We start from the raw sequence: 14215 nt of genomic DNA on the forward strand, positions 1-14215 counted from the left end.
CCACGCACAACATAACCATCAACGTCAGCCACGCGGAGCCTTATCCTGACACGCTGATACTGAGCTGGAACGGCACCAACATCTCACAGCCATACAGCGGCAGCTACACCAGCCTCATCCGTGACAATCTCACCGACGGGCGCTACTCCTACTATGCGTGGGTGAACGACACCGCGGGCAATGCCAACGCCACCCGGGTGAGGGTTGTCACCATAGACACCCTACCTCCCGAGGTGGCAAATATCACCCCGGCCAACGGCACAGGTGTTAAGGGTGTGGTAACAATAAGCGTGATTGCACGCGATGCCGGTGTGGGCGTCGCCTCTGTCGTGGCGAACGTGTCCAATGCCACCTACTCGGAAGTGCTGAACTTAACCTACAACGGCTCTAATGTGTGGTACAACGCCACCTGGAACACCTCTGCGCTGGCTGAGGGCGAGTACAACATAACCATAAACGCCACCGACACCATTGGCAGAAGCAACGCCACGTACGTGACTGTGATTGTAGACAGGACGCCACCAGCATCGCAAGTGCTCTCTCCGCTACCCAATGAGAACATCTCCACCAGCAGCTACCTCATCAACGGTACAGCGCAGGACAACGGGAGCGGCTTAGCACGAGTGTGGGTGAGTGTTGACGGCGGCGCAACCTGGGCGCTGGCGAATGGCACGGCTAACTGGAGCTACGAATGGCAAATCGCAGGCGATGGTGAATACAACATCACCAGCAGGGCGGAGGATAAAGCTGGCAACAACCAGACATCGCTTCAGAACGTCACTGTTACCGTTGACACAACTCCTCCGCGGCTAACCCTCCTCCCGCCCACACCCGGCGATAGCGCCACCCTGAGCACTGGCACGAGCAGCGTCACCATAAACATCTCCATTAATGAAACGCATCCAGATACGCTGATACTCAGCTGGAATGGTGCCAATCAGAGCCTCAACTACTCTTCCGGCTATGTGAACATAACCAAGAGCGTCTCCAGCGGGAACAGCTACACCTTCTACGTCTTTGCGAACGACACCTTCGGCAATGCGAATGCGACGCCGGCTAGGACCTTCTCCGTTGCTTCAGGCGGTGGCGGTAATGGCGGCGGGGGAGGTGGTGGCGGTGGCGGCGCTCTGCCGTGCAACGTTGCAGAAATTGAGAAGGTGTTCAAGGGCAGTAGCGCCATCGCAACCTTCGACGAGGAGTGCGTGCCAGACATAGTGAAAGTAACAATCCACGCCGCACTAACCCACTACTACACCACCATATCGGTGGAGACCTACAAGACCAAGCCTGCATGGACAGCATTCCCGGAGCCCGCAAGGGAGGTGTACAGGTACTTCAGGATAGAGTATAAAAAGCCGGATACATACATCGAAAAGGCTGAGGTGGTGTTCAGGGTGAGCAAAGCCTGGCTCAAGGAGGAGAACATCAACCCATCGACGGTGGTCATGCTCAGGTACGCGAAGCGCTGGGAGGAACTCGAGACACAGCCTCTGGGTGAGGATGAGGGCTTCTTCATATACAAAGCCGCTACCCCCGAGTTTTCCTACTTCGCTGTTGCCGGCGAGAAGGGATCGGGATTCAGAGTCAAGGAGGAGGTAAAAGATATTGAGGGCCTGGCGCAGATTATGAGCCTCCTGACAAAGAATGAGACAGTGGAAAAGACATCAGAAGAAGGCAAAGAAGATAAAGAGGAGACGTCTGGAGAGGAGATGAACGCTACTGGGGAAGCAGGACCCATGGAGGAGAATGTTTCAGAAGCTGAGCAGGAGGCAGGAAGGGGTATCTGCGGTCCGACATCTGTGCTCCTCCTGAGTCTGCTTTCTGTATTCCTGGTGAGAAGGGTCACTACTCGCCCCTACCGCTGAGCACAGATTTTATCTTGTCTGTGCTGGAGTTTCTCAACCTCCTTATTTTAACCTTTATTCCCTCCTCAAGCCTCTCCACTTCCTCCACAATAAAAAGAACCCCCTGTCTGCGCAGGTAGGTGAGAAATTCCTCCAGCTCCGCCCTGCATTCGAAGCTCAGCTCATAGTCCTCGGTGAGAATCTCCCCCTGCTTTACCTTTCTGATACTCTCCACCATGGGCAGGAGTATGCTCTTCCCCAGCCTCAGTGCGCGCTCCTCCAGCAGGGCATCACTCTCATCCCACTCCACAGCCTGAAAACCCTCGCGTATAATTCGCGAAAAGAAAAACTCCCTGCCGTACTCATAGGGGAAGTGGAAGGCGTACGCCAGGTCGGAGGCATTGGTATGTGAGGGTGTGTACTTTATGGGTGGATGCCTCATCTCCGGGTCCTTAATAACCACGCCCTCCCTGCCCTCAGCGGCAAGCTCTCTGGTTATTCTGAAGATCTCACTCGTGGCCCTGTCTTTATCGAAAATCCCCAAGAGCCTTACGTGCCTGAGGTCATACTCCTCAATTAAGGAGTTTCTCTCAAGTACGGGCATGCTCTCATTGCTTTCCCTGTGGCGGACGTCAAAGATAAAAAAACCGAAATCTCCTGCCTCCGGATAGCTGTGAACCACATATGGGTTCTTTTCACCCACCACCTCACCACACAGCATCAGCGATGGGTTCTCCTCGAGGAAGCGCACAGCACCCTCGCTCTTGCGGAGCTTGCTTGTGGTGTAGGGGCACACATAGCCCCCACGGGTGAGGGCAAGAAGCTTTCCCTCCACCAGGGCGAGGCGCACATTGTAGCCGTTCATCTTCTCCTCCACAGCAATACTGGAGGAGAAGTGCTTCTTCAGCAGAGGTTCGAGGTAGAAGGCGCGCTTGATCTTCGGGAACCCGCGGACAACACCTGGCTCTTCGCCGAGGAATACGGCGGTACCCCGCTCTATCCCAGCCAGGTCCTTCTTAAACACCAGATACTCCGGCTGGAAATCCCGCACCTGCTGGATGGAATGCCTGTCCAGTGCGCCCTTCAGACGCCACTCAGCCAAGCCAAGTTTCTCGGCTATCTCCGCAATTCTCATTCTGTTTCCTTCATACAAGAAGCTTCATCAGGTCCGTCTTCGTCACTATGCCAGCAAGGTTGTCACCGGCGTCGACTATGGGGATGCCTGAGAAACCCCGCTCCAGCATGAGTTTTGAGGTCTCACCCACGGTTGAATCGCTGCTCAGCGTCACCACCGCCTGGGTCATGACATCCTCAACTATCATGTTGCGCACCCTGTTGACCTGCTTGCTGTCAGCGGCGCTCTTGAAGGCCCCCAGTGCTCTGCCGAGCTGCCTCTCCGTTAAAATCCCTACGATATTTCCCTCCTCAATCACCACCAGGCGGGAGATGCCGTTGTCCAGCATCAATCTGCGCGCGTGAATTGCTCTATCTTCTGGAGAGATTGTAATAACCCGCCTTGTCATGACCTTTTCAACCTTCTCCTCGCTATCCTGCAGAGGTTTAAGCAGGTCGGTGGTGGTAACTATTCCCACCAGCTCGCCGTCGTTCACCACCGGCAGGCTCTTTATCCTGTGACTGAGCATCAGCCTGGCAGCCTCACTCACATCGGCATCCTTACCCACGGTTATTACACCCCTGCTCATAGCCGTGGACACATGCAGGCTGCTGGGCAGCTTATTTGCATACTTGGAAGAGCCCATAACCTCCAGTATATCCTTGTCGGTAACTATTCCCACTATCTTACCCTCATTTACAACCACAAGTCTGGAAATCCGGTGCTTCTCCATAATTCCGAGGGCGTCAGAAAGCTTTCTGTCCTTATCTATCGTCACAACCTCAGGTGTCATAAGCTGCTCTGTTTTCATCCTATTCACCTCTCAACCATTGCCTTGAGGACATCGCGTTTTGTTACAATTCCCTGAAGCTCAAAGTTCTCATTGACAACTGGAAGCGAAGATATGCGATGCTTCAGCATCCGGCCAGCGGCGATGGCGGAATCCTCCGTCTCACTGGCTGTTATAAGCTCACTGCTCATTACGTCGCCTGCGGTTACAAAAGGCAGAGTTTTGATGTACCTGTACCTCGGGCGCGAAGCCTGTGCAGGCTTTCTTACGTAGAGCACACGCTTTGCCTTTATACCGAGCACCGGATCCTCCAGCTCGAGCAGGCTCAGGTCGGTTGCTGTGACTATGCCCACGGGAGTTGCGCCGTCGGTTATTATAACTCTGCTTATACCGTTTTCAACCATGAGTTCCACCAGATGGGAAATAGTGTGATTTCTGTTTGCGGTTATAACCTCCCGTGTCATCAGCTCTGCGGTTTTAAATATACCCTCCATGTTCTCCTCATATGCGCGTAGCAGGTCCGTGGTGGTCACTATGCCAACAAGCTCTCCGTCCTCAACCACGGGTATTGAGGATATGCCTTTGTCCATCATCAGCCTCGCGGCCTCTGCCACCTCTGCACTTGGCGGAAGGGTTATCAGCCCTCGCGTCATCACGCGGGAGCTTGCCACCTTGTCTATTGGTCTCCTTCTCCAGGGTGCGCGCCCCTCGCCGAGACGGCGTGCCATGTCCTTCTGAGTTATTATCCCCACAGGTTTGCCGCTCTCCAGTATAACGATGCGTGAGATTTCATTTTTTATCATCAATTTGCGGATATGGTCCAGTGTGGCATCTGCTTCTGCGGCTATAACCGGAGAACTCATGTACTTCTCCAGCCTCATTTCTGCTCCCCCCTTAACCTATAAGTGCCCTCACCAAGTCGCGTTCTGTAATTATACCCAGAAGCCGGCTGTCCTCGACCACGCAGACGGTACCAACGCCGGTCTCTTCTATCATCCTCGCAACATCGCCCAGGTCCACATCGGGGGTTACAGTGGGCACATCTCTGCTCATTATCTCAGAGACACGGGTTTTGAGCACTTCATCAAGGCGATTCTTAACAATCTTCTCAAAGATGTGGTTTCTGCCTATGAACTCTATTATCATCCTAGTTGTGAGAAGTCCCTCAAGGAAGCCCTGACTCACCACCGGCAGGCGGCGGAAGCTGTTCCTCACCATTATCTTTGCGGCATCTCCCAGTGTGGTACCCTTGGTGGTGGTTATTACCTTATGCGTCATGTACTCTTCGACTGTCTTACCGGTCTTCTTCTCAGCCATGAGATAGACAAAGTCGCGCTCTGTAACTATGCCTGTCACGCGCTCCTCGTCGTCCACCACCACAACGCCCCCTATCTTTGAGTTGGATATCTCCCTCAGGGCATCGTCAATACTCGCGCTGGTTGGGAGCGTTACCACATCGGTCACCATGATTTCATGAATTGATTCGTTTATAGCAGCCAGAAAGTTTCCTCCATACTTCTCGCTTATTAAACGGGTTTTCTCATTTCCACCCAGCAAATCAATTATGTCGCTTGAGCCTATAATTCCTATCAACTTCTTTGTTCCAGGGTCCGCAACCGGCAACCTGCGAAAGCGATACTTTGTCATGGTTTCTGCGGCGCCCTTTATTGTCATTGTAGGCGGGACGGTAACCACATCCTTTGTGGCTATGTTCATTATTGTGCCTGATTTGTTTGATATATGGCTCTGGAAATCCAGCGAACCCCTGTCCCTTGCCTGACTTATGGTGTACTTCTCCTTCCTCTTCACGTCCACATGCTCATTCTGCATTCCATACCTCCTGAAGCTGACTGTATAAATATGAAAAAAGCGGGTTGCATCCTCCCTTGGCAAGTAGCTTCACATAAGTAAATCTTGCGACCCCAGCCATTGATTAATATCTGTCCTTACGTGGTTAATAAACCTTTGGAGCATTCTCAGCCCATGCCCAAATACCGGGTTGGGGGATGGGCACAATTTTTAAAACCCCTGCGTAGGTTATGCTTCTCTTCTTTTATGTACCGCCAGCACGAAGACCGGTTTGAGCTGGTGTAAGCCTGCTGTGAGAGCCGGGGCAAGCTGGCGGGGACACGGCGCGTATGGGCCCCTCCCCGAGGGTGCAGAGTAAGCAGGCGATGAGGGTGAGGCCAACCACGCGCTAGACAGGGCTCGTCAGAGAAATCCCTTTCTCTGCAAAGAGGGTCCCCGGGTGAGCTCAGGCATTAGCCAGCGATGAGCTCCGGGAGTTAGAGAGCAGGGTACATGACGGGCCTGAAAAAGTAACATGCTGATTCTGAGATTCCAAGAGATAAAGATATGATAGCGAGCTTTGTGGTCACCTTCAGAGAGGCTCTTGAAGCCGCGCTGATAATTGGGAGCTTCAAAACAAGGTGGATGTCTCCCTGGGCAGAAGCTCCGCATGGGGCATTACTGCGCTGGCATTTAAGCGGTATTCAGGGAGGGCGTTGAGACGGTGCTATTCCTCGGTGCAATAGCGGTAAAGGAGCCCCTGAGCACCGCAGCCGGGCTGATAGCAGGCATCAGTGCGGTGGGTGTTCTCAGCCTTGCAATATACCAGCATTCTACTTGTTGTCTTTGCCTCCGGTTTGGTTGCATACGGTGTCCATGAGATGAACGAGGCAGGGATAATCCCGCCGGTAATTGAGCATGTGTGGGACATCAACCCCCCGGTTAACAGTGACGGCACCTATCCGGCGCTGCATGAGAAGGGACTCATCGGCAGCATGCTAAAGTCGCTAATCGGATACAACGGCAACCCCTCTCTTACAGAGGTTCTCGCCTACCTGGGCTACTGGTTTGTGGTGGGTTATTACCTGACAAAGAACTTCAGAGAATCCAGGCAGGCAGCAGGTGCAAAGCCAGAGATTCTCTAGTTTTCTTTTTCCTCTGACAACCTCAGTAACTGTTATATATGTACCAGCTGAACTCCTTTTAAATAAGGCCCATAGTTCCCCGAGAGGTAGATAAAAATGGATCTAGAGAGGTTGTCCTCTTTTTGCAGCAGCTTGTTGGCAAGTTCAACCTTTAGGTGACGGGGATGAACGAAGCTGAGGAGCTAAGGCTGGTGGTCTTCAAACTGGACGATGGGGAGTACGCCGTGGATGTTTCTCAGGTAAGGGAGATAATAGAGCTCAGACGCATAACAAAACTACCTCGCGCGCCTGAGTTTGTTGAGGGGATTATAAATCTGCGCGGACAGCTCACAACGGTGCTGGACCTGAGAAGGCTGTTCAACCTGCCAGAGGGCGACACCACCAACGCGAGAATTGTGGTACTCGACCAGGAGGGGCCAGCCGGTATAATTGTGGACGCTGTTACTGAGGTGCTCAGCCTTACAAAGGAGGAGATTGATAAACCAGATAGAGTTTTTGGAATAGACGCAAGTTTCATAGTGGGCGTGGGCAAGCGCGATGACAGGCTTATCATCATACTCGAGTTGAGCAGGATTCTCAGCCCGGAAGAGATGGGGCGCATTGCAAAGGTTAGAGAGGAGGTGAAGGAGTGAGCCTTAGGGTTTTAATAGCAGACGATGCAGCTTTTATGCGGAATATGCTGAAGAAGATACTAAAACAGGCCGGATATGAGGTGGTAGGCGAGGCGAGCAGCGGTGTGGAGGCCGTGGAGAAGTACAAGGAGGTAAGGCCGGATATCATGACGATGGACATAGTAATGCCAGAGAAAGACGGCATAGAGGCGGTAAAGGAGATAATAGACTATGACCCGAATGCCAGGATAATTATATGCAGTGCGCTGGGGCAGCAGTCCATGATTATTGAGGCAATTCAGGCAGGTGCCAAGGATTACATCATAAAGCCTTTTCAACCCGGCAAGCTGGTCGAAAGCATAAAGAAGGTGGTCCACAGAACGAGTTAGACCAAAATGTTGAGGCCTAAAGTGAGCTGAAGAAGGGGTACAGAACCTTCAGTACTTCCTGCCCACCGGAAACAACCAGCGCATATCTAAGCAGCCTTCCGGTGAGGGTGGCAGTTACAAAACTTGTTATCCTCATGCGCGCAGCACCAGAGACAAGAGCTATGGCATCGTAGGGTAAAGGGGCCAGGGCAAAGAGGAATACGGCATACGCACCATGATGCTCAAACCATCTTCTGGCCTTTTCCCCTTTTTCCTTCATTTTGCTCTCCAAGCCGGAGATTTTAATGATACCGTAACCTATACTGTAGGTGAGCATACCCCCCAGCGTTGCGCCGATGGTTGCCAGTACCACCGTCGCCAGTGGGGATGCGCCCAGTGAGACCATGGTAAGGGCAAAGACTTCCACAGGTACTGGTAGGGGAGAGGAACCAATAAGAATCACAATGAATAAACCGAGCATTCCATAGCTCTCTACAAAGCTCTGACCCCAGAGGAGTAAAGATTCAAACACGTCAGCACCTTATCTGTGCATATTTTCAAGTATCCTCCTAACCTTTAAGACTATGTCCTGCGGATTTCTGCCAAGAAGCCTTATCATTGGCTCCTTTCCCACGGCTCCTTCGTCGTAAATGGCATCTGGAACCCCTCCGTACTCTTCTATCGCCCTCCTGGTTCCCCACTCCATGCTGCTGACGCCAGAGGGTTCCTCCTCCCTTGAGAAGCTGGCCACCTTTAGCTCAGAGTTTTTCACAGCCCTCAGCGTCTCTAGGGAATACCTGATGTTCATCGCCGACCTTGTGCTCCTGTCTCTTTGCGAAGCTGCGAGCAGCACCCTTGAGACGTGTTGCGAAGCTGTGAAACCGATGCAACCTGCGATAACAGCCTTGCCTGCAGCATTTACTATCCTCCCCCTGATTCCGGCTACATCCCCTGCATCCCTCGGGTGTGGAAGGGAGTAAACAAAATTTATTCCCACCTCGGGTATCAATCTGTGGAAACCCGGAAGATTCACAACCTCCTCCACTGCCGCCTCTAAATCAGTGAGCACCGCATATCTCTCTGCCTCCCTCTCCAGACTTACAACCTGATTCAGAACCTTGGCACCCTTGCCCGGAGAGTAGGCATCCTCTATCGCATCTGCAATGTACTCCTTTGCCTTCTTTACAGCCTCCTTCAATTCGAACTCCATTGCAAGGTACGCAGCGATGGCTGAGGAATATGTGCAGCCTGTGCCGTGGTACCTGCCCTCATGGTAATGCGCGGAGAACTCGTAAAATTCCCCCTCATGGTAAAGCACGTCTATACCCTTCAGATGTCCGCCTTTTACCAGCACCGCCTTTGCATTTTCTGCTATTGCTAAAGCCGCATCTTTTGCATCCTCAAGGGTGCCGATTTTTATCCCAGAAAGCACCTCTGCCTCTTGTATGTTGGGAGTGACCAGCTTTGCTTTGGGCAGGAGGTACCTTTTAAGAGCTTCAACCGCACTGCTCTCCTGCAGTCTGTCGCCGGAGGTAGCCACCATCACGGGGTCGACAACAAGAGGGTAATCGCCCATATTTTCTGCCACAAGCTTGATCATCTCCTCTGTGGCGAGCATCCCCGTCTTCGCAGCTTTTATCTCGAAGTCTCTGTGCACAGCTTCCAGCTGCCTTTTAACAAAGCTCAGCGGAAGATTAAAAACGTCCTCGACGCGCTGCGTATTTTGTGCAGTTACAGAGGTTATAACACTGACACCATGTACCCCAAGGGCGGTGAAGGTTTTGGTGTCCGCCTGAATCCCTGCTCCGCCGCCGCTATCTGATCCAGCGATTGTTAGACATGTGATATTTTTCATATCTACACCCTACTAACAGTTGTATTTTTAATTATTAAAACAATATTGTAAAATTTCAACATTGTTTTATATCATAAAAGATTATTGTAAAGGACGGAAAAGTTTATATATTATTAAACATATACATTCTAGAATATACTAGAGGTGATGAGAATGAAAGAGCTATTTTTACGGAGGAAACCGAAAGAGATCCTATTTTATCTGAAAAATAGAAATTCGGCGAATATATCGGAGATAGCATCTGAAACGAACTCGACATATGCACATTCATTTAATTTAATTAGAGAACTTGAAAAGATTGGGGTGGTGGTGACGACAAAAAGGGGAAGGTCGAAGATTGTCACCCTGACAGAAAAGGGGAGGGAACTTGCCTCTCTGCTGGAGGAATTCACAGAGCTGCTGAGGGGTGGTAAGCCAGTGCATGGGGACAGAAAAACGACAACTAAAAAGATATCCACCAGTGCCTATGAAAGATTGGCTAGATATCATGAAAAATTAGAAAAAATCTCTGAAAGTATTGAAAAAGGGAATATTGGCTCGCAAAAATCAAAAATTAAAAGAATTGCCGGGAGATATCGGTATCTTATAAAGAAGATGAGGCCCAGAGATGAGAGAGGAAAAAGACTTAGGGAGGCATCACTAAGAGAAATAGACAGAATTTTAGAAAATTTGTCATAATTTGCCAAGGGAAAGCTATATATCTGCAATATTTAAAAAATAAAATTATGGGTAGAGTAAAGAAGAATGGTAATGGGGAATATATAAAAAAGGCCGCTATATATGTAAGGGTTTCCACCGAGGACCAGGCGAAGGAAGGTTTCTCACTTGATGCACAGCTTGAGAGGCTGCGCAGCTACTGCTCTGCAAGAGGATGGAAGGTCTACAGAGAGTACGTGGATGACGGGTACTCGGGCAGGTATGTCAACAGGCCTGCATATCAAAGGATGCTTGAGGAGATGGACAGCTGGGATGTGCTTCTTGTATTAAAAATGGATAGGATTCACAGGAATTCAAGAAATTTCATGGAGATGATGGAACTTCTTAAAGAAAAAAATAGAGAATTTGTAAGCATGACTGAAAGCCTGGACACCAGCACGGCGATGGGGCGATTTGTAATGGACATTATACAGCGCATCGCTCAGCTGGAGAGTGAGCAGATTGGCGAGCGCGTATATACCGGAATGGAGCAGAAGGCAAAAACACCAGCGGAGCAACTAGATGGAGGAAGGCATCCCTATCTCGGATTTGCCCATCCTTATGGTTACAACTATTCAGAGGGCAGCCTGATAGTCAACCCGGAGGAGGCGAGATATGTTAGGCTGATTTTCCAGGAATATGTCAGAGGAAAGACCCTCGATGAGATCTGCAGTCTACTCAATGGGCTGGGGATTCCCACAAAGAAAGGAAAAAAATGGGCAAAATATACCATTTCGAGGATTTTAAAGAATCCAATTTATGCAGGGTACCTTGAATGGAATGGAATTATTAAAAAGAATAAACATGAGCCAATTATAGACAGAGAAACCTTCAATAAAGTCCAGAAGATAATTGAGAGCAGGGGCGGCATTCCCGTATATATAACTTAACCTGGTCCCGGTAAACGACGGTAGTCCGTTGTTTACGCATATATAAAAAATGAAGCCTTTACAAAATACGAAAGATAGTTGTCGGTTATTTTGTGGGTTTAGCTGAAGTTTTCAAGGTGGCGTGGTCCCGGAAGACCGCGTGATTTGCCCTGAGAGCGATTTTCTCACCCTTGGAATGGGTAATACCTTAGGAAACACACTGCGATTAAAAATTTTTACTTTGTTATGGCAATCGGTGACTTTATGGGTATGGGCCTCTGCTGAAGGAAGAGCTGGTTCGATATCTTCTGGGCGATGGCTTATCACCTGGGACACAACGTGCCGGGAGAGTTTACGCGCAGGATTACAACAATATTTGCAAAGTGAAACAATTTTTGTAAAAGTGTTCTTCAAATATCTATCTTAAATAATATATTTTTTACAATATATGTTTTAAACTTTGACAGGGCAGCATTTTACAATAATGTTTACAATTTGATAGATAAATGCGGCTCATACAGGTAACAAAAAACTATTGCCTTGGTAAAGATGAAGGATTTACAAACTATGCCGGGGTAGCCTAGCCCGGAAAGGCGCCAGACTCGAGATCTGGTGCTCGTAAGAGCTCAGGGGTTCAAATCCCTTCCCCGGCGTAATTTTGAAACATCGGAGGATAAATAGCGGTATTGGAGTGCAGCGAAAATACCGCAATCTGACGATCAAACTTTCTGAAGTTTGGTTCGGAATCCCTTCCCCGGCGTAAACACGATTATATTCTCTTTTTTCGTTTCAAATCTCGAAAGATAAACATTATAATGGTTTTAAAGTCCTTCTTGTATCAACACTACATAATAAGCCAGGGATGGGGGCTTAATTGAATATAAGAAATATGAGCATAAGGTGGAAAATCGGTTGCATACTGATTTTAATGTTTCTACTTGCAGTTGTAAATGTTGCAGGGGTTCTTATGTTCATTCAGACCCAGAAGGACGACGGCAATGTGATAAACGTTGCCGGGGCCCAGAGGATGCTTTCTCAGAAGATGACAAAAGAGGCGTTTATGATTGCTACGATGGAAATGAACAACCGTGATGCCCTGGAAGAAACCGCCTCACGGTTCGATAGGTCCCTAAACGCTCTTATAGATGGTAATGATGACATGAGAATACCTCCTGCACCCGATAAGGTCAGAGAGCAGCTACTTATAGTAAGGGGGATATGGGATGATTTTTACCCCAGAATCAAAATCATAGAAAGTGCCCCCAGGGATAGTAAAGAATTCCAGTCTGCACTCACGTATATCCATGACAACAATATAAAACTCCTTACTGAGATGAACAAGGCGGTGAAGCTATACCAGGAAGTGTTTGAGGAAAAGATATCAAAGCTGAAGGCATTTCTCGCTGGCATACTGCTTATGAATCTTCTCGCCATAGGCATAGCGTGGGTTTTAATAGGCAAGACAATAATCGACCCTATTGGTTCACTTAAGAATGCTGCCAAACAGGTTGCCTCTGGAAATCTGGAACAGAAAATCAGCAAACCAAAATTCGGTGATGAGATAGGGGAGCTAACCATTGCTATGAGGGAGATGGTAGCTGGCATAAGACACGCCCTTCGCGAGGGCGAGCAAAAACTTGTTAATGGCATGGGCGAGCCCCTTAGGGTTATCGACAGAGAATTTAATGTTATAATGCAGAACCAGGCGATGATGAATCTCACCGGTGTAAAAGAGGGGCAGAAAATAGAGTGCTACGGGCAGAAAGGACCTGGTTGTGAGACTGAGATATCCACCTTAAATAGGGTCCTTCAAGGTGAAAAAATGCTTACAGTTGAGTTAGAAAAGACCACATCGGATGGCAGGGTAATTCCCACCATAGTAACCGCAACACCATATAGGGATGTCAAAGGCAACATAATAGGCGTTATCGAGTTCTTTAAGGACATAAGTGAGGTCAAGGCCAAGGAAAAGGAGATGCTTGCAAGCAAGGAATACCTTGAGGCACAGGTAAATCGTATTCTGCCGGCGGTGGAGGCCATTGCAAGAGGCGATTTAACCCATCCAGAGCTTGAGATTGTCAAAGATGATGCCATAAATAAAATCGCTTCGGCGGTTAACAAGGCTAGCAGAAATCTCAAAAAAATGATGTTTAGGCTGAAGAAAGCAGCATCAAAACTTGCGTCCACTTCAGAGGAACTTGCGGCTTCCTCCCAGGAGATGAATGCCACCACAACACAGATTTCTGACACTGTACAGCAAATCGCACTGGGGGCTCAGGATACCTCCTCTCAGGTACACAAGGGCTCTCAGGAGGTAAAGAAACTGTCTGATATTATAAACGAAGTGGCAGAAAGCGCAGGCATCGCCGCTGAAATCGCCAAAAAAGCTGAAGAGTCTGCAAAAGAGGGTGGCAGGTCTGCCGAGGCAGCCGCGCGTAAGATGAAATCAATCCTGGAAGTAACAGAGGATACTTCAGGTAAGGTCAAAGAACTGGGCAGCAGATCAAAGGAAATCTCAAATATTGTGGAGGTCATCTCGAGTATAGCGGAGCAGACGAATCTGCTTGCGCTGAATGCGGCGATTGAGGCGGCGCGTGCTGGGGAGCATGGTAAGGGTTTTGCAGTGGTTGCTGAGGAGGTGAGAAAGCTGGCGGAGGACTCCTCCAAGGCTGCTGAGAAGATTGGTGACTTGATTAAGGAAATCCAGGCTGAAATCGATATGGCCGTGGAGGGAATGGAGAGGGGTACAATAGAGGTGTCTGAAGGCAGTGAGGTTGTCAATAATGCCCTGGAGGCTCTAAGCGGAATAGTGGCGTCTGTCTCAGAAGCCACCACCCGGATGCTAGAGATAACCGAAGCGGCCCAGGAACAGAAAGAGATTTCCGGCGAAATAGTAGATATAATCAGTCAGGTGGCATCGGTTGCAGAAGAAGCCGCATCAGGTGCTGAAGGAGCTTCAGCCGCAACGGAGGAGCAGACCGCAAGCATGGAAGAGCTCGCCGCCTCAGCCCAGGAGTTGGCCCGTCTGGCAAACGACCTTCAGGGAATTGTGAATTCCTTTAAAATGAACGGTGCAGGGCGCGAAGAAGTTGAGGCTGAAGCCCAGCTCCCTGCCCATGTGGCTTAATCCCGCAC

The 14215-nt window shown here is 49.7% G+C and carries 15 protein-coding genes and 1 tRNA gene; 10 read left to right on the forward strand and 6 right to left on the reverse strand.

Going from position 1 to position 14215, the window contains the following annotated elements; all coding sequences use genetic code 11:
- Nucleotides 1–1865: PGF-pre-PGF domain-containing protein (locus tag ACXJJW_RS04105; RefSeq protein ID WP_456474460.1), on the forward strand; the 1865-nt coding region annotated here is incomplete at its 5' end.
- On the opposite strand, the gene ACXJJW_RS04110 is transcribed toward ACXJJW_RS04105, so the two are convergent.
- From ACXJJW_RS04110 to ACXJJW_RS04125, 4 genes are read right to left on the reverse strand one after another with little or no spacing between them, the layout of a single operon-like run.
- The gene (locus ACXJJW_RS04110; protein ID WP_456474461.1) at nucleotides 1846–2979 is read right to left on the reverse strand and encodes an RNA ligase; all 1134 of its coding nucleotides are present in this window, start codon (nucleotides 2977–2979) and stop codon (nucleotides 1846–1848) included. The two genes, ACXJJW_RS04105 and ACXJJW_RS04110, sit on opposite strands and share 20 nt — an antisense overlap.
- Before the next feature lie 10 nt (nucleotides 2980–2989).
- Entirely contained in the window at nucleotides 2990–3769 is a 780-nt protein-coding gene (locus ACXJJW_RS04115; RefSeq protein WP_456474462.1) for a CBS domain-containing protein, read from the reverse strand.
- A 5-nt stretch (nucleotides 3770–3774) separates the two neighbouring features.
- On the reverse strand, nucleotides 3775–4629 hold the full coding sequence (locus tag ACXJJW_RS04120; RefSeq protein ID WP_456474463.1) for a CBS domain-containing protein: 855 nt from the start codon (nucleotides 4627–4629) through the stop codon (nucleotides 3775–3777).
- Between the two features lie 13 nt (nucleotides 4630–4642).
- Nucleotides 4643–5578: a CBS domain-containing protein gene (locus ACXJJW_RS04125; RefSeq protein WP_456474464.1), complete on the reverse strand. Its 936-nt coding sequence runs from the start codon at nucleotides 5576–5578 to the stop codon at nucleotides 4643–4645.
- A gap of 525 nt (nucleotides 5579–6103) precedes the next feature.
- Here ACXJJW_RS04125 and ACXJJW_RS04130 point away from each other — a divergent pair.
- The 5 genes from ACXJJW_RS04130 to ACXJJW_RS04150 all read left to right on the forward strand — a co-directional run bounded on the left by ACXJJW_RS04130 (nucleotide 6104) and on the right by ACXJJW_RS04150 (nucleotide 7681).
- On the forward strand, nucleotides 6104–6256 hold the full coding sequence (locus ACXJJW_RS04130; RefSeq protein ID WP_456474465.1) for a hypothetical protein: 153 nt from the start codon (nucleotides 6104–6106) through the stop codon (nucleotides 6254–6256).
- A gap of 4 nt (nucleotides 6257–6260) precedes the next feature.
- A complete protein-coding gene (locus tag ACXJJW_RS04135) occupies nucleotides 6261–6416 on the forward strand; it encodes a hypothetical protein (RefSeq protein ID WP_456474466.1) in 156 nt (51 codons plus the stop codon).
- A 1-nt stretch (nucleotide 6417) separates the two neighbouring features.
- The gene (locus tag ACXJJW_RS04140) at nucleotides 6418–6681 is read left to right on the forward strand and encodes an FTR1 family protein (RefSeq protein ID WP_456474467.1); all 264 of its coding nucleotides are present in this window, start codon (nucleotides 6418–6420) and stop codon (nucleotides 6679–6681) included.
- A 164-nt stretch (nucleotides 6682–6845) separates the two neighbouring features.
- The gene (locus ACXJJW_RS04145) at nucleotides 6846–7313 is read left to right on the forward strand and encodes a chemotaxis protein CheW (protein ID WP_456474468.1); all 468 of its coding nucleotides are present in this window, start codon (nucleotides 6846–6848) and stop codon (nucleotides 7311–7313) included.
- A complete protein-coding gene (locus ACXJJW_RS04150; RefSeq protein ID WP_456474469.1) occupies nucleotides 7310–7681 on the forward strand; it encodes a response regulator in 372 nt (123 codons plus the stop codon). The genes ACXJJW_RS04145 and ACXJJW_RS04150 overlap by 4 nt, the downstream gene beginning before the upstream one ends.
- A 16-nt stretch (nucleotides 7682–7697) precedes the next feature.
- On the opposite strand, the gene ACXJJW_RS04155 is transcribed toward ACXJJW_RS04150, so the two are convergent.
- Nucleotides 7698–8192, reverse strand: coding sequence for a YqaA family protein (locus ACXJJW_RS04155; RefSeq protein WP_456474470.1), 495 nt, complete (start codon nucleotides 8190–8192; stop codon nucleotides 7698–7700).
- Nucleotides 8193–8201: 9 nt separating this feature from the next.
- Nucleotides 8202–9515, reverse strand: coding sequence for a bifunctional hydroxymethylpyrimidine kinase/phosphomethylpyrimidine kinase (gene thiD, locus ACXJJW_RS04160; protein ID WP_456474471.1), 1314 nt, complete (start codon nucleotides 9513–9515; stop codon nucleotides 8202–8204).
- Nucleotides 9516–9662: 147 nt separating this feature from the next.
- Here thiD and ACXJJW_RS04165 point away from each other — a divergent pair, with 147 nt between their 5' ends.
- The 4 genes from ACXJJW_RS04165 (at nucleotide 9663) to ACXJJW_RS04180 (ending at nucleotide 14207) form a co-directional block, all read left to right on the forward strand.
- A complete protein-coding gene (locus ACXJJW_RS04165) occupies nucleotides 9663–10193 on the forward strand; it encodes a hypothetical protein (protein ID WP_456474472.1) in 531 nt (176 codons plus the stop codon).
- Between the two features lie 47 nt (nucleotides 10194–10240).
- A complete protein-coding gene (locus tag ACXJJW_RS04170) occupies nucleotides 10241–11101 on the forward strand; it encodes a recombinase family protein (protein WP_456474473.1) in 861 nt (286 codons plus the stop codon).
- A gap of 548 nt (nucleotides 11102–11649) precedes the next feature.
- Nucleotides 11650–11733: transfer RNA gene (locus ACXJJW_RS04175), tRNA-Ser, on the forward strand.
- A gap of 314 nt (nucleotides 11734–12047) precedes the next feature.
- The gene (locus tag ACXJJW_RS04180; RefSeq protein WP_456474474.1) at nucleotides 12048–14207 is read left to right on the forward strand and encodes a methyl-accepting chemotaxis protein; all 2160 of its coding nucleotides are present in this window, start codon (nucleotides 12048–12050) and stop codon (nucleotides 14205–14207) included.
- The last annotated feature ends 8 nt before the right edge of the window (nucleotides 14208–14215 follow it).

Source organism: Candidatus Pyrohabitans sp., from assembly GCF_054014795.1.

What these genes read in the sequence shown, in the direction of transcription:
- ACXJJW_RS04110 (WP_456474461.1), bottom strand. Translation starts at nt 2,979, where the DNA reads ATGAGAATTGCGGAGATAGCCGAGAAACTTGGCTTGGCTGAGTGGCGT.
- ACXJJW_RS04115 (WP_456474462.1), bottom strand. Translation starts at nt 3,769, where the DNA reads ATGAAAACAGAGCAGCTTATGACACCTGAGGTTGTGACGATAGATAAG.
- ACXJJW_RS04120 (WP_456474463.1), bottom strand. Translation starts at nt 4,629, where the DNA reads ATGAGGCTGGAGAAGTACATGAGTTCTCCGGTTATAGCCGCAGAAGCA.
- ACXJJW_RS04125 (WP_456474464.1), bottom strand. Translation starts at nt 5,578, where the DNA reads ATGCAGAATGAGCATGTGGACGTGAAGAGGAAGGAGAAGTACACCATA.
- ACXJJW_RS04130 (WP_456474465.1), top strand. Translation starts at nt 6,104, where the DNA reads ATGATAGCGAGCTTTGTGGTCACCTTCAGAGAGGCTCTTGAAGCCGCG.
- ACXJJW_RS04140 (WP_456474467.1), top strand. Translation starts at nt 6,418, where the DNA reads ATGAACGAGGCAGGGATAATCCCGCCGGTAATTGAGCATGTGTGGGAC.
- ACXJJW_RS04145 (WP_456474468.1), top strand. Translation starts at nt 6,846, where the DNA reads ATGAACGAAGCTGAGGAGCTAAGGCTGGTGGTCTTCAAACTGGACGAT.
- thiD (WP_456474471.1), bottom strand. Translation starts at nt 9,515, where the DNA reads ATGAAAAATATCACATGTCTAACAATCGCTGGATCAGATAGCGGCGGC.
- ACXJJW_RS04165 (WP_456474472.1), top strand. Translation starts at nt 9,663, where the DNA reads ATGAGAATGAAAGAGCTATTTTTACGGAGGAAACCGAAAGAGATCCTA.
- ACXJJW_RS04170 (WP_456474473.1), top strand. Translation starts at nt 10,241, where the DNA reads ATGGGTAGAGTAAAGAAGAATGGTAATGGGGAATATATAAAAAAGGCC.
- ACXJJW_RS04180 (WP_456474474.1), top strand. Translation starts at nt 12,048, where the DNA reads ATGTTCATTCAGACCCAGAAGGACGACGGCAATGTGATAAACGTTGCC.